General features: G+C 62.5%; 13 protein-coding genes. 9 read left to right on the top strand and 4 right to left on the bottom strand.

The annotated features are described in order from the left end of the window. Window positions 1-84: 84 nt before the first annotated feature. Entirely contained in the window at window positions 85-522 is a 438-nt protein-coding gene (locus VGO12_RS30455; protein WP_327516469.1) for a DUF6163 family protein, read from the bottom strand. Between the two features lie 182 nt (window positions 523-704). Here VGO12_RS30455 and hemB point away from each other — a divergent pair, with 182 nt between their 5' ends. From hemB to VGO12_RS30435, 4 genes are all read left to right on the top strand, one after another. After that, window positions 705-1,721: a porphobilinogen synthase gene (gene hemB / locus VGO12_RS30450; RefSeq protein WP_327516468.1), complete on the top strand. Its 1,017-nt coding sequence runs from the start codon at window positions 705-707 to the stop codon at window positions 1,719-1,721. Between the two features lie 87 nt (window positions 1,722-1,808). Then, the gene (locus tag VGO12_RS30445; protein ID WP_327516467.1) at window positions 1,809-2,273 is read left to right on the top strand and encodes an RDD family protein; all 465 of its coding nucleotides are present in this window, start codon (window positions 1,809-1,811) and stop codon (window positions 2,271-2,273) included. A 181-nt stretch (window positions 2,274-2,454) separates the two neighbouring features. Continuing rightward, window positions 2,455-3,243 carry an arginyltransferase gene (locus VGO12_RS30440; protein ID WP_327516466.1) on the top strand — a complete coding sequence of 263 codons (789 nt, stop codon included), beginning with the start codon at window positions 2,455-2,457 and terminating at the stop codon, window positions 3,241-3,243. Window positions 3,244-3,246: 3 nt separating this feature from the next. Next, complete coding sequence (locus VGO12_RS30435; RefSeq protein ID WP_327516465.1) at window positions 3,247-4,143, top strand: DMT family transporter; 897 nt, start codon at window positions 3,247-3,249, stop codon at window positions 4,141-4,143. A 12-nt stretch (window positions 4,144-4,155) separates the two neighbouring features. Here VGO12_RS30435 and VGO12_RS30430 read toward each other — a convergent pair whose 3' ends face one another. Together VGO12_RS30430 and parC are read right to left on the bottom strand one after the other, a co-directional pair. Further along, window positions 4,156-4,572 (bottom strand): transcriptional regulator, encoded by a 417-nt coding sequence (locus VGO12_RS30430; RefSeq protein WP_327516464.1) that lies wholly within the window; start codon window positions 4,570-4,572, stop codon window positions 4,156-4,158. A 169-nt stretch (window positions 4,573-4,741) separates the two neighbouring features. Next, window positions 4,742-7,021, bottom strand: a complete 2,280-nt coding sequence (gene parC / locus VGO12_RS30425) for a DNA topoisomerase IV subunit A (protein WP_327516463.1) — start codon at window positions 7,019-7,021, stop codon at window positions 4,742-4,744. A 428-nt stretch (window positions 7,022-7,449) separates the two neighbouring features. Here parC and VGO12_RS30420 point away from each other — a divergent pair, with 428 nt between their 5' ends. The 5 genes from VGO12_RS30420 (at window position 7,450) to groL (ending at window position 13,489) form a co-directional block, all read left to right on the top strand. After that, the gene (locus VGO12_RS30420) at window positions 7,450-8,649 is read left to right on the top strand and encodes a hypothetical protein (RefSeq protein WP_327516462.1); all 1,200 of its coding nucleotides are present in this window, start codon (window positions 7,450-7,452) and stop codon (window positions 8,647-8,649) included. Between the two features lie 343 nt (window positions 8,650-8,992). Then, on the top strand, window positions 8,993-10,423 hold the full coding sequence (locus VGO12_RS30415; RefSeq protein ID WP_327516461.1) for a cytochrome P450: 1,431 nt from the start codon (window positions 8,993-8,995) through the stop codon (window positions 10,421-10,423). Continuing rightward, a complete protein-coding gene (locus VGO12_RS30410) occupies window positions 10,413-11,420 on the top strand; it encodes a lysophospholipid acyltransferase family protein (protein ID WP_327516460.1) in 1,008 nt (335 codons plus the stop codon). Before VGO12_RS30415 ends, VGO12_RS30410 begins: the two co-directional genes overlap by 11 nt. A gap of 105 nt (window positions 11,421-11,525) precedes the next feature. Then, window positions 11,526-11,759 carry a hypothetical protein gene (locus VGO12_RS30405; protein WP_327516459.1) on the top strand — a complete coding sequence of 78 codons (234 nt, stop codon included), beginning with the start codon at window positions 11,526-11,528 and terminating at the stop codon, window positions 11,757-11,759. A gap of 101 nt (window positions 11,760-11,860) precedes the next feature. After that, on the top strand, window positions 11,861-13,489 hold the full coding sequence (groL, locus tag VGO12_RS30400; RefSeq protein ID WP_327516458.1) for a chaperonin GroEL: 1,629 nt from the start codon (window positions 11,861-11,863) through the stop codon (window positions 13,487-13,489). A 123-nt stretch (window positions 13,490-13,612) separates the two neighbouring features. Here groL and VGO12_RS30395 read toward each other — a convergent pair. Then, window positions 13,613-14,072 (bottom strand): amino acid--tRNA ligase-related protein (locus VGO12_RS30395; protein ID WP_327498630.1); only part of this gene is annotated, 460 nt, incomplete at its 5' end.

Raw genomic sequence — 14,072 nt, 5'->3', positions numbered from 1 at the left:
CCTTGAGTGAGACCCTATCGAATACGTCTAAAATTCTACTTAAACCGCAGCCTTAACAAGAGCTTGCCATTTGGCGAGCCTGTCTCAGGGTGAATCAACCCTTACCTGCTTGGCCAGCCGCCAGCGCTGATAGAAGAGTGCCGCCCTGAAAAGCACGAACGTTATGGCCACTGCCACGTGCAGCACGACGAGCAACGGACGGGCGCCGAAACTGGCCGGGTAGAACTCATACATGGCGATTTCGATTGCGGCTGCGACCACCCAGACGACCGGCCCCCAGGAGACGAGCAGCCAGAGCCCAAGGGCCGCGACCGGATAGACGACGGCGAGCGCCGTTGCGGCAGCCCGCCATTCCGGCGTCAACAGATCGAACCGTCCGGCGCCGCCGTGGGAAAAGCCGATCAGCGTGGCCCAATAGTTGAGTGCGAACCAGATGCACGAGGCCGAGACCAGACGCAGGAAGACGCCGAAGAGAATTTCGGTCAGCGACGGTTTCGGCACATGAGCAGAATCATGAAGCATGGCGGGCAAGATAGGGCGGGTCTTGATGATCCGCCAGCCGGTACGACACCCCCTCCCCCGCCGATCTCTCAACAGGAGAAGAAATGCCGCAGCCCTCGCGCTGCGCGCGCGGTTCCCAACGGCAGCCGCGCCATGATAAAGCGCTTGCCTATCGACGGTTTGAGACGAAAGGCGCGGGCGCGATGAACGACAGGACAAATCTTGTGGACAGGATCACCGGCCACCGCCGCATGCGCCGCAACCGCAAGGCCGACTGGACGCGGCGGCTGGTGCAGGAAAACCGCCTGACGGTCGACGATCTGATCTGGCCGATCTTCATCGTGCCCGGCGAGAACATCGTGCAGCCGATCGATGCGATGCCGGGCGTCAACCGCATGAGCATCGACAAGGCGGTGGAAGCGGTGAAGGAAGCGGCCGATCTCGGCATCCCGGCGATCGCCACCTTCCCCAACATCGATCTGTCGCTGCGCGACGAGACCGGCTCCAACAGCCTTGCCGCCGACAACCTGATCAACCAGGCGACCCGCGCCTTCAAGAAGGCCGTGCCCGAGATCGGCATCATCACCGATGTGGCGCTCGACCCCTTCACCAGCCACGGCCATGACGGCATCTTGCGCAACGGTGAAATCGTCAACGACGAGACCGTCGAGATGATCGCCCGCGCGGCCGTCGCCCAGGCCGATGCCGGCTCCGACATCATCGCCCCCTCGGACATGATGGACGGCCGCATCGGCGCAATCCGCCAGGCGCTCGACGCCAGCGGCCACCAGAATGTCGGCATCATGGCCTACGCGACGAAATTCGCCTCCGGCTTCTACGGCCCCTATCGCGAAGCGATCGGCACCGGCGGCCTGCTCAAGGGCGACAAGAAGACCTATTACATCGACCCGGCCAACGGCACGGAAGCGATCCGCGACGCCGCCCTCGATGTCGAGGAAGGCGCCGACATGCTGATGGTGAAACCCGGCCTTCCCTATCTCGACATCTGTTGGCGCATGAAGGAGGCCTTCGGGCTTCCGGTTTTCGCCTATCAGGTTTCGGGCGAATACTCCCAGGTGAAGGCCGCCGCCGCGAATGGCTGGATCGACGGCGACAAGGTGATGCTGGAAACCCTGCTCGCCTTCAAGCGTGCCGGCTGCGACGGCATCCTCAGCTATTTCGCCGTCGAGGTGGCACGCATCCTCGCCAAGGGCCGCTAGTTCCGGCGCGCTGACGCGCGCCCGATCCTTGTTTTGCAAGGGATATCATCCCATATGCATCGTACAACCAAGCGAGGCTTTCGACCCATGACCATGCACAACGAAGAACTGAGGCTGCCGAGCAACGACTGGCGCGCCTATCAGGGCGTGCTGTCGCGACGGGTCTTTGCCTTCCTCATCGACTACGTGATCATTGCGCTGCTCTGGATTCCGGCGGCAGTCGTCGTCTTTTTCCTGGGCATCCTGACGCTCGGCCTCGGCTTCATGCTCTATCCGGCGCTGTTTGCCATCGTCGCGATGCTCTATTTCGGCCTGACGGTCGGCGGTCGCGAACAGGCCTCCCCCGGCATGCGGATCATGGGGCTGGCGATTGCCCGCACCGATGGCCGGCCGATGGACTTCCTGACGGCGATCGTCCATCTCGTCATCTTCTGGATCGCCAACGCGCTGCTGACACCGCTCGTCCTGCTCGTCGGCCTGTTCACCGACCGCAGCCGCCTGCTGCACGATCTGCTGATCGGAACGGTGACGGTCCGCCGCGATTCTTACTGACGGCAGCCAAACATATCGGCGGGTGGGGCGCATTTGCGCCTTACCGGCGCCACCTCTTGCACACATAGCTAAAATAACGGGCCGGCGCAGGCGGAAGGGTCAAACGAGTGAGTTGACGTTTTCCATTCTTCCGCCATGCTACTGTTATGAACCACAGCGCGAAGCGTGACCTCCGCACTCGATGAACACACAGACCGCACCGTCTCCGCAATTCTACCTGACTGCACCGGCAGCCTGCCCTTACCTGCCGAACGAGATGGAGCGGAAAGTCTTCACGCATATGGTGGGTGAACGCGCGCCAGAGCTCAACGACCTCTTGACCCAGGGCGGCTTCCGCCGATCCCAGAACATCGCCTACCGCCCGGCCTGCGAAACCTGTCGCGCCTGCATCTCGGTGCGCATTCTCGCCAACGAGTTCCGGCCGAGCCGCTCCATGCGCCGCGTGCTTGCCGCCAACCAGGATGTGATTTCGGCCGAGTACGCCGCCGAACCCTCGAGCGAGCAATACAATCTTTTCCGCCGCTATCTCGATCGCCGGCACCAGAAGGGCGGCATGTCCGACATGTCGGTGCTGGACTATGCGATGATGGTCGAAGACACCCACGTGCACACGAAGATCATCGAGTACCGTCTGAGGGTCGAAGGTGACGGCATCAGCGAGAAGGCACGGGGGCCGCTGATTGCAGCAGCCCTCACCGATCGCATGGGCGACGGGCTCTCGATGGTCTATTCGTACTTCGACCCGGCGCAGGAGGTCCGTTCGCTCGGCACCTTCATGATCCTCGACCACATTCGCCGCGCCCGTGAGCGCGGCCTGCCGCATGTCTACCTCGGCTATTGGGTCAGGGGATCGCGCAAGATGGGGTATAAAACAAAGTTTTTGCCGCAAGAGCACCTTATGGCCCGTGGCTGGGAACGCTATGAAGGTGGGGATACCACCATCGAAGCCGCTTCGACAAAAACGGGTTAGATCTTGAGTTCCTCCCTTGACGCCGCGATGCACCGGCGCGGCCTTGCCATCACCGGCCTTGGCGGCCTCGCGCTGTCCTTCGACATTCCGCTGATCCGGTCGGCCGGGGGCGACGTCTGGTCGCTGCTTGCAGTCCGCAGCCTGTCGACCTTTGTCGTCGCCATCGCCGCCTGGTTCGTGATCAACCGGATCCTTGGCCGAAAGATATCCCTGATACCCGGCAAGACGGGCCTTGCCGTCGGCCTGCTCTACGGCATCAATTCCTGTACATTTCTGCTCGCTGTCTTCAACACGTCGACGGCCAACGTGGTCTTCATTCTCGCCTTCACCTCGATGTTTGCCGCCATCCTGTCGTGGATCTTCCTTCGGGAGCGACCATCGAACGCCACGCTCGTCACCATGCTGGTGATGGTGCTTGGCGTCGGGCTGATTGTGCAGGACGGTCTGGAAAGCGGTCACCTTTTCGGTGACGCGATGGCGGCATCCTCGGCTTTCCTGCTCGCGAGCGCCATTACCATCAGCCGCGCGAGCAAGCGCGACATGGCGCTGGTGCCGCTGGTGACGGCGATCTTTCCGGCGGCGGTCGCGCTTCTGATGCTTCCGGCAGGCGGCCTTACGATCGCGGCCCCTGGCTACATCCTCTTCAACGGTCTGATCATGATCCCGCTTGCCTTCTTCTGTCTGGCGACGGGACCACGTTACCTGTCGGCGCCGGAAGTCGGCATGTTCTACCTGCTGGAGACGATCCTTGCGCCGATCTGGGTCTGGTTGGTGTTTTCTGAAACACCCACGACGCAGACGATGATCGGCGGAACGATCCTCGTCTTTGCGCTGATCGGCCATTCGCTGTGGCAGATGCGCAGCCGCGCGCTCAAGGCAGCAAACCCCTGCCCCGAATAGAGCAGCAGGCGTTCAATTGTTGCCACGCGGACCGCTCGGCCGCGCGCGGCGCGGCTTGCGATCGACCCGCCGCTCGTGAACCGAGGGCCGGTTGGGGCTTTCGTCCTGACCGAGCGAGGCAAGCCGCCTGTCCGGCAGCTGGATGCGCATCGCCCAGAGTTCGCGGTTGGTGTTGATCCAGCCCGCCGCCTCGTTCAACGGCGCCGGGTGACCGGTCAGCGCATCACCGTCGCGACGACGCAGCCGGGTGACGAGACCGGCGGTCTCAAGAAGCACGATATGTTGGTCAAGGTCTGCACCGGTCATGGAAACGGCCGTGCCGATGTCGGCGACTCGCGCCTCTCCTGCAAACAGGATTTCAAACATCCGGCGGCGAACGGGGCTGGCAAGCGCCAGGAGAATATCATCGAGGGTAGTGGCATCAGGCATCGCTGTCATCCAATTGGATGGGCATTGATCCACGATGCGCCGGAGGCTTACAAGCGCTGGCTCAGCCTCTGTTTCGATTGTGTTTGCAATAGCTTAACATGCCAATGGCGTGCGCCAAAACAGAACATTGGTTGTGCGCGATACGATGCGCACAACCACGTTTTCAGGTTTAGCCGCTGAACTTTCCGCTCCGCGGGAAACCCTTCGGAACGACACGGCCGGCAGACGCGCGGTCACCCTGCCATTCGATCAGTTCGTCCTTGGTCTTGGTGAAGACACGGCCGGCACTGTCTTCCCAGACAAGCCCTTCTGCGATCGTGAAGCAACGGATGTCGGAGATGCCGCCATCCTTGTAGCGCTGGAACCGGACGCCCTTGCCACGCGCCATTTCGGGGATCTGCACGAGCGGGAAGACGACCATCTTGCGGTTCTCGCCGACCACGGCGACGTGATCGCCCTTGACCGGCACGACCAGCTTGGTCTCGTCCGGCATCGAGACGTTCATCACCTGTTTGCCCTTGCGGGTATTGGCGACGATATCGCTCTCGCTCACCACGAAGCCGTTGCCGGCGGCAGACGAGACGATGAGCTTGCGCGCGGCATCATGGACGAACGCGGTCAGGACGTCCTGGTCGTTCTCCATGTCGACGATGATGCGCAAGGGCTCGCCGTGGCCGCGACCGCCGGGCAGCTTGTCACCCCCGAGCGTATAGACCTTGCCGCCGGTGGTGAAGACGAGGATCTTGTCGGTCGTCTGGGCCGGGAACGCCACCTTGAGCGCGTCGCCTTCCTTGAACTGCAGCGACGACGTATCGGAAATGTGGCCCTTCAGCGCGCGGATCCAGCCCTTCTCGGAGATGACGACGGTGATCGGTTCCTTCTCGATCATCGCCTGCTGGATCGCTTCCACGTCGGCGTCCGGCGCATCGGCGAACGAGCTGCGACGCTTGCCGATCTCGGTTGCCTTGGCGAACTTCTTTTTGACCTCGCCAATTTCCCAGGCGACGGTCTGCCACTGCTTCTCGTCGGAGGCGAGCAGCGTTTCGATCTCGGCCTTTTCCTTCGACAGCGCGTCGAACTCGGTGCGGATCTCGAACTCTTCCAGCTTGCGCAAGGAGCGCAGGCGCATGTTCAGGATCGATTCGGCCTGCAGGTCGGTGAGCGAGAAGCGCTCCATCATGACCGTCTTCGGCTCATCCTCTTCGCGGATGATGCGAATGACTTCGTCGATGTTGAGATAGGCGACGAGGTAGCCGCCGAGGATCTCGAGCCGGCGATCGATCGCCGCCAGCCGGTGGCGGGAGCGGCGCTGAAGCACCTCGCGGCGATGTGCCAGCCACTCCGAGAGCACCTCGTTGAGCGCCATGACCCGCGGCACCCGCCCCATGGACAGCACGTTCATGTTGAGCGAGATGCGGCTTTCGAGCTCGGTCAGCTTGAACAGCGATTCCATCAGGATGCCGGCATCGACCGAACGGCTCTTCGGAACCAGCACGATGCGAACGTCTTCCGCGGATTCGTCGCGAATATCTTCGAGCAGCGGCAGCTTGCGCGCGATCAGGAGCTCGGCGATCTTTTCGATCAGGCGCGACTTCTGCACCTGGTAGGGAATTTCGGTGACGACGATCTGATAACCGCCGCGACCAATGTCCTCCTGGACCCAGCGGGCGCGGACACGGAAGCCGCCACGGCCGGTGCGGTAGGATTCGGCCATGCTGGCACGGCTCTCGACGATCACGCCGCCCGTCGGGAAGTCCGGCCCCTCGATGCCGCCCTTCTGCGGGTTGGCCGGGTCGTAAAGCAGATCATCGACCGTCGCATCCGGATGACGGATGAGATGCAGCGCCGCGTCGCAGAGTTCATGCGCATTGTGCGGCGGGATCGATGTTGCCATGCCCACGGCAATTCCGGTCGCGCCGTTTGCGAGCAGGTTCGGGAAGGCGCCGGGGAGCACGGTCGGCTCCTGGTCTTCCTCGTTGTAGGTCGGGCGGAAGTCCACCGCGTCCTGGTCGATGCCTTCGAGAAGCAGCGAGCAGACATCCGTCATCTTCGCTTCGGTGTACCGCATCGCAGCGGCGTTATCGCCGTCGATGTTGCCGAAATTGCCCTGGCCGTCGACCAGCGGATAGCGGATGGCGAATTCCTGCGAGAGGCGCACCAGCGCGTCATAGATCGACGCGTCGCCGTGCGGGTGGAACTTACCCATGACGTCGCCGACGATGCGGGCGCACTTCTTGAACGAGGATGTGGGCCTGAGCCCCATCTCGCTCATCGCATGCACGATGCGGCGGTGCACCGGCTTCAGCCCGTCACGGACATCCGGCAGCGCGCGATGCATGATGGTCGACAAGGCATAGGCGAGATAGCGCTCTTCCAGCGCCGCCTTCAGGTCAACCGGTTGAATGTTGTCGTCGTCCCCGCCGGACGGGGGAGTAAGGCTTTGTCCCATAGGTTCTTGCTAGCGCAACAAACCCGGAACAGCAAGGTTTTCAGGGCTTGCGCTTGTGGAGAACCCGCCACTGCTGAAAACGGGGCGGCGACTGATCCGCTTGCCCCGGCGCAATGTTCGTGCAACGGTCTGCCGGTTATGCGTCGCAGGCAATCGCCTGGTAACGCCCTGGAAAGCATGCGCAAGCAGGTCGATATACGTTTTCGCCAAGCGAATATAATTTCGCCCTGTTTCGTAATAGCTTCTGCAGCAGTTGATTTGGACGATTTGCGAGGGGGATTGCAAAAGGAGTGGCAGACGGAAGCAGGTGGACCAAGACCTCCCATCCGATGTCACCGCCCGGGACCCTTTGCCAAGACAAACCAGGTTAGCGACGCCTCATCTTCTTAACGGCTACACATTCAGAGATTTTCACGAAGGAACTCGATATGATGCACACGCGCAAGATCCGCCTGATGATGGCGAGCGCCGCGCTCCTCACGCTTGCCGGTCCGGCCTTCGCGCTCGACGGCGCCGACCTCATGAAAAAGCTCGACGCGGCTATCAACGCGAACGGCACGTCCATCACCTATGACAAGGCCGAGGTCGATGGCGACAAGGTCACGGTATCAGGCGTGAAGCTCAAGGTCGCAAGCCAGCCGGGCGAAGCGACAGACCTGAAGATCGGGGATCTTACTTTCGAAGGCGTCGAGGAAACCGAAGGCGGCGGCTACTACGCCGAAACCGTATCGTTCCCAGACGTCAATCTCAGCCAGGACGAAGGCAGCCTGTCGGTCAAGGACATCCTGCTCTCGGGCCTGACGATCCCGGCCAATGCGACCGGCGGCACGATCAACGACATTCTGCTCTACGAAAGCGCCAGCACCGGCCCGATCACGGTCGGTTCCAAGGGCAAGGAAGTCTTCTCGCTCGAAAGCACCGAGGCCAATCTGGCGCGCCAGGAAAATGACGCCGGCTTCGACTTCGACGCAACCGCGACCGGCATCAAGGCGGATCTCTCGTCGGTCGAGGACGCCAAGGCGAAGGAAGCGATCGAGAAGCTTGGCCTGACCGCGCTCGACGGCGCGCTGACCATGAAGGGCAGCTGGGAAGTCGAGAGCGGCAACGTCGCGCTCGAAGAATACGCCGTCGATTTCAAGAATGTCGGCCGCCTGAACTTCGCCCTCGACATCTCCGGCTACACGCTCGCCTTCGTCAAGTCGATGCAGGAAGCGATGAAGGCCGCCGAAGCCAATCCGAACAAGGAAGAGGCCAACCAGGCGATGGGCCTCGCCATGATGGGCCTGATGCAGCAACTGACCTTCAACAGCGCCGAAATCCGCTTCGACGACGCCTCCATCACAAAAAAGGCACTCGACTACGCCGGTTCGCAACAGGGGGTCACGGGCGAGCAGATGGCGCAGTCGCTGAAAGGCCTGGTGCCGATCATGATGGCGCAGCTCAACGTGCCGGAACTGCAAAACCAGGTATCGGCTGCGGTCAACGCCTATCTCGATGGCCCGAAGAGCCTGACGATCAGCGCCGCACCGGAAAAGCCGGTTCCCTTCCCGATGATCATGGGTGCCGCCATGGGCGCCCCGAACACCATTCCTTCGGTGCTCGGCGTCAAGGTGACGGCGAACGACTGACATCTGGGTAATCCTGCCCGAAGCCGATATTGCCGGGGGCACGACATCCTTTGACAGGAACAGACCTTGCGCGCCCATTCGGGCGCGCAAGCTTTATGGAGAAGGGCCAGGCGGTCACCGCAAAGCGGTCGTTGCCGCTTCGCTCCTCCAACGAAAATTATCGCCTGACCAATGGCGCTTTTCCCGAAAATAGGGCATGTCGCAAGAGAGCTTCGGTGAATACCCGTCCGACGCGAGCGACGCACAACCTGCGGCGCGCGGGACGGGCAAAACCGCGCGAAACAAGCATTTGAAATTTCAACAAAGTCCCGTCGCCCTCACCCCCAACGGCAGATTGAAGATAATGCTCGCCTGGCTCCAGCAATCGGTGAATTTCAAGGAAGAGCTGTTTGAAGGGAGGTTCGCGCCCGTGCGCGCGGACTACTATTCCGGCCCGCCGGGAAACCCGCTGCGGCTCCTGCTCCAGGCCCGTACCGACCTGATGTCCATCTGGCGCGCCAGCGATTACACCGAAAAGGTCTCGCAGATCCGCCTTCTTGGCCGACAGGTCATCCTCGTCAACTCGCCTGACCTGATCCGTCAGGTCGTCGTCAAGCGCCATGAGAACTTCGAGCGCAAGAGCCCTCAGATGCGCCGGGCGTTGGAGTTTCTTCTGGGTGATGGCCTGTTCATATCGGACGGTGAAACCTGGAAGCAGCGACGGCCGCTGGTGGCCGATATCGTTCATGCCAAGCGGGTCCCCGCCTTCGGCCCGGTGATGGAAAAGACCACCGGCGAACTCGTCGAGCGCTGGAACCGCATGCCCGACGGAGCAGACGTCAACGCCCTGCATGAAATGGCGGGGCTGACGGCCGAAATCATCGCGCGCAGCGTCTTTGGCAACCAGCTCGGCGATGACAGTGCTGCGGCCGTCACCGACGGCTTCACGAGCTACCAGTCGCTGGTCGATTCCATCAACATCGGCTATTTCCTCGGTTTCAATGACGGCCTGCCGGTGCTACGCACGCCGAGCCTGCGCCGCTCGGTCAAGCGCATCCACGGCATCATCGACAAGGTGGTAGAGGATCATCTGGCCGGTCGCGGCGACCACAATTCGATGGTCGAGCTGCTCATTCGCCGCCAGCAGAGAAATCCGGAACTGAAGCTCGACGTTGTCGCGCTGCGCAACGAGGCCGCGACCATCTTCATGGCCGGCCATGAGACGACCGCAGCCACCCTCACCTGGACCTGGTACCTGCTGTCGAAGGCGGGCTGGGTCGAAAAGGCCGTGCATGACGAGATCGCCCGCGTCTGCGGCGATCGCGCGCCGACGATCGACGACGTGCCGCAACTGGAATGGTGCCGGGCGGTCATCGAAGAAACGCTTCGTCTCTACCCGCCCGTCCCCATCCTTGCGCGCCAGACACGCGAGGCCGACATGATCGGCGACATTGCCGCCGAGCCCGGCTCGCTGGTGCTGATCGTTCCGTGGCTCCTTCACCGCACGGCGAGCCTCTTTGAAGATCCGCACCATTTCCATCCGGAAAGGTTCATGGCGGGGCGTCGCCCGACGCCTTACAGCTTCATCCCTTTTGCAAGCGGTCCACGGGTCTGCCCGGGCCTGCATTTTGGCCTCACGGAGGCAATCCTCTGCCTCGCGATCATCGCCCAGCAATATCGGGTTCGCTTGCGCGAACACCACGCGGTCGAGCCGATCTGCCGGCTGACGCTGAGACCCAAGGACGGATTGCCGGTCACGTTGCACAGACGGCAGGGACCATCCAATGACCGCTGAAGAACCACGACAAACCGAAAAGATTGCCAAACGAAAGGCCTGGGCCTTCACACGTGAAGGCCGGCCGACTTTCGCCGACGCCCTTTCGGGACGCGAGGGTTTCAATGCGTTCCGACGTTATTGGGTGACGGATAATCTCTGGAACGTCGCGCATCTTGCCGGCCACTTCGGGATGAAGCTGCTGCCAATGGACACCTGCTCGAGCCTTGGCGCAACGCTCGGTCTTTTTGCCGTGCCGCGCTTCCACAAGGTGGCATCGCAACGCGCTCGGGAGACGATCCGTGCCCTGCGGCCCGATCTCGACGCAGCCGGACAAGAGGCGCTCTTTCGTGAAAACTGCCGGTCACAGGGTCGGCTGATGACCGAGTTCTCCATCGTGAACCGGCTGCAACACAGCCGTGATCGCCTCACGTTGGACGGCCTCGACATCATCGGCGAAGTGGCAAAGTCGGGACCCGTGATCATCGTCGGCATGCACCTCGGCAATTGGGAAGTTGGCCCGACCGTGTTGCAGAGCATCAACGTGCGCCCCTATGCCTTCTATCTCCCGCCCAAGGGCCGTGCCAAGGCGTGGATCGCCGAGCGCGTGCGCAGCAAGGCCGGATTGCGTTTTCTACCGCCGGGCATGGACGGGATCCGCCCAGCGATCAAGATTCTGAAGAGCGGCGGCGTCGTCAGCATGTTCTGCGACGAAGGTTTTGGCGGGATGATCCGCGGACCGTTCTTCGACCGCAAGCCGCATCAGGAAGGCAATTTTGCCCTCGCCATTCGCCTGGCGCGCATGACGGGCGCCACGATCTGCCCCTGGTACAGTGTGCGCACCAAGGGCTTCCGTTTCGAATGCCGGGCGCTGGAGCCCATCCGGCTGCCGGCTTCCGGTGACCCCAACGCCCGCCTCTTGGACGATATGCTACTGTTGAACAATGCGATCGAGCCAATCGTCCGCGCCCATCTCGACCAATGGTACTTCCTTGACAACGCGCTTCGGCCGGAGTGACCTTTCGCGCCCTTGACGCTTGATGCCTGTCCGGCGCGGCCTATTTAGTTCCGTTGGAACGAGACATTCCCGCATTCCTGACCGCTAAGACGGGAGGACAGGCCCATGGGACTGAAGCACGCGGATATCACCGCCATCCTTGGCCCGGTCGACGAGACGCTGATGGCCGAGTTGCTTGCAACCGGGGCAAGCGCTGGCGAGCTGGCGGAAGCCATCGCCTGGGTCAACAACGACGAAGCGCTGATCGGCGAGGGCCGGCATCTGCCGGCGGGCCGCGTCGCTGCGCTGATCGACATCCTGACGCCAGACAACGACGAGGAACGGGGCTTCGAGGGGTAGCTCGGGCCCGGGCGTGAACGATGGATTTGCAGGCAAGGCTGTCCGCCTGGCACCAGGCGGCGGCTGAAGGAGCCCAGTGTTCGTGTTGAGGGAGGTCAACAATGGCTGCCAAGGAAGTCAAGTTCAGTAGCGATGCCCGTGACCGGATGCTGCGTGGCGTCGATATCCTGGCCGATGCGGTGAAGGTCACGCTCGGACCCAAGGGACGCAACGTCGTTATCGAGAGATCCTTCGGCGCGCCGCGCATCACCAAGGACGGCGTCTCCGTCGCCAAGGAAGTCGAGCTTGAGGACAAGTTCGAGAACATGGGCGCCCAGATGCTGCGCGAAGTCGCTTCGCGCACCAGCGACGTCGCCGGCGACGGGACGACGACAGCGACCGTCCTGGCGCAGGCGATCGTCAAGGAAGGCGTCAAGGCGATCGCCTCCGGCATGAATCCGATGGACCTGAAACGCGGCATCGATCTCGCCGTCGAGGCGATCGTCGCCCAGCTCAAAGTTCATGCACGCAAGATTTCCAACAATGACGAGATTGCCCAGGTCGGCACGATTTCTGCAAACGGCGACACGGAGATCGGACGCTATCTGGCGCAGGCCATGGAGCGGGTCGGCAATGAGGGGGTGATCACGGTCGAGGAAGCCAAGACCGCCGAAATCGAACTGGAGATCGTTGAAGGCATGCAGTTCGACCGGGGTTATCTCTCCCCCTATTTCGTCACCGACCAGGAAAAGATGCGGGTCGAATTCGAAGATCCCTACATCCTCATCCATGAGAAGAAGCTCTCCAACCTGCAGGCGATGATCCCGATTCTCGAGGCGGTGATCCAAGCAAGCCGCCCGCTCTTGATCATCGCCGAAGACGTGGAGGGCGAAGCGCTCGCCACCCTCGTTGTCAACAAGCTGCGCGGCGGCCTGAAGATCGCTGCCGTCAAGGCGCCGGGCTTTGGCGACCGTCGCAAGGCGATGCTGGAGGATATCGCCATCCTGACGGGCGGAACCGTCATCTCCGATGACCTTGGCATCAAGCTCGACAACGTCACGCTGGACACGCTCGGCCGCGCCAAGCGGGTCATGGTGGAAAAGGAGAACACGACCATCGTCGACGGCGGCGGCCAGAAGGCCGACATCGACGGACGCATCGGCCAGATCAAGGCACAGATCGAGGAAACCTCCTCCGATTACGACCGGGAGAAATTGCAGGAACGGCTCGCCAAGCTGGCAGGCGGCGTCGCCGTGCTTCGGGTCGGCGGCTCCACCGAAGTGGAGGTCAAGGAAAAGAAGGACCGCGTCGACGATGCCCTGCATGCGACGCGCGCGGCCGTGGAGGAAGGCATCCTGCCCGGTGGCGGTGTCGCCCTGCTGAGAGCCGTCCACGCCCTCGACGGGCTGAAGCCCGGCAATGACGATCAGCGCGTCGGTGTCGAGATCGTGCGGCGGGCGCTTGAGGCGCCGGTGCGCCAGATCGCCGAGAACGCCGGCGCCGAAGGCTCCGTCATCGTCGGCAAACTGCGGGAAATGAGCGATTTTGCCCAGGGCTGGAACGCCCAGACCGGCGAGTATGGCGACCTGTTCGCCATGGGCGTGATCGATCCCGCCAAGGTGGTGCGTGCCGCCCTGCAGGACGCAGCCTCCATCGCAGGGCTGCTCGTCACGACGGAAGCGATGGTCGCGGAGAAGGCGAAGAAGAACGGGTCCGCGCCGATGCCCGCCGGCCCCGGCATGGACTTCTGAGACCTCGGCTCGGGGCCCCAGGACGACGGGTTCCGATGGCGCCCGAACCGTGCAAATCCACGGATACGAAAAGCCCGGCGGATCACTCCGCCGGGCTTTTTGATTTCATCGGCCTATCCGGCCTCAGTCCTTCTTCTGCGGAATCGGGCGGATCGCCAGTTCGCGCAGCTGGGCCGGGCTCGCCTCGGACGGCGCACCCATCAGAAGGTCGACTGCCTGCTGGTTCATCGGGAAGATCGAGATTTCGCGCAGGTTCTTTGCACCGACGAGCAGCATGACGACGCGGTCAATGCCGAACGCCATGCCGCCATGCGGAGGTGCACCGTACTGGAACGCTCGGTAGAGACCGCCGAACTGCTCTTCGACTTCCTGCTGCGACTTGCCGGTCAGCTCGAACGCCTTGACCATGACTTCCGGCAGCTGGTTACGGATCGAGCCGGAGGCGATCTCGAAGCCGTTGCAGACCATGTCGTACTGGTAGGCCTTGAGCGACAGCGGATCTTCGGTGTTCAGCGCCTCGAGGCCGCCCTGCGGCATCGAGAAGGGGTTGTGGGCGAAGTCGATCTTCTTTTCGTCTTCCAGC

It is taken from the genome of Ensifer sp. (assembly GCF_035999135.1).
In the GTDB taxonomy this organism is placed as follows: domain Bacteria; phylum Pseudomonadota; class Alphaproteobacteria; order Rhizobiales; family Rhizobiaceae; genus Ensifer.
The sequence above is the reverse complement of the archived record's forward strand: the minus strand, read 5'-3'. Positions and strand labels throughout refer to the sequence as shown.

What these genes read in the sequence shown, in the direction of transcription:
- VGO12_RS30455 (WP_327516469.1), bottom strand. Translation starts at nt 522, where the DNA reads ATGCTTCATGATTCTGCTCATGTGCCGAAACCGTCGCTGACCGAAATT.
- hemB (WP_327516468.1), top strand. Translation starts at nt 705, where the DNA reads ATGAACGACAGGACAAATCTTGTGGACAGGATCACCGGCCACCGCCGC.
- VGO12_RS30445 (WP_327516467.1), top strand. Translation starts at nt 1,809, where the DNA reads ATGACCATGCACAACGAAGAACTGAGGCTGCCGAGCAACGACTGGCGC.
- VGO12_RS30440 (WP_327516466.1), top strand. Translation starts at nt 2,455, where the DNA reads ATGAACACACAGACCGCACCGTCTCCGCAATTCTACCTGACTGCACCG.
- VGO12_RS30430 (WP_327516464.1), bottom strand. Translation starts at nt 4,572, where the DNA reads ATGCCTGATGCCACTACCCTCGATGATATTCTCCTGGCGCTTGCCAGC.
- parC (WP_327516463.1), bottom strand. Translation starts at nt 7,021, where the DNA reads ATGGGACAAAGCCTTACTCCCCCGTCCGGCGGGGACGACGACAACATT.
- VGO12_RS30420 (WP_327516462.1), top strand. Translation starts at nt 7,450, where the DNA reads ATGATGCACACGCGCAAGATCCGCCTGATGATGGCGAGCGCCGCGCTC.
- VGO12_RS30415 (WP_327516461.1), top strand. Translation starts at nt 8,993, where the DNA reads ATGCTCGCCTGGCTCCAGCAATCGGTGAATTTCAAGGAAGAGCTGTTT.
- VGO12_RS30410 (WP_327516460.1), top strand. Translation starts at nt 10,413, where the DNA reads ATGACCGCTGAAGAACCACGACAAACCGAAAAGATTGCCAAACGAAAG.
- VGO12_RS30405 (WP_327516459.1), top strand. Translation starts at nt 11,526, where the DNA reads ATGGGACTGAAGCACGCGGATATCACCGCCATCCTTGGCCCGGTCGAC.
- groL (WP_327516458.1), top strand. Translation starts at nt 11,861, where the DNA reads ATGGCTGCCAAGGAAGTCAAGTTCAGTAGCGATGCCCGTGACCGGATG.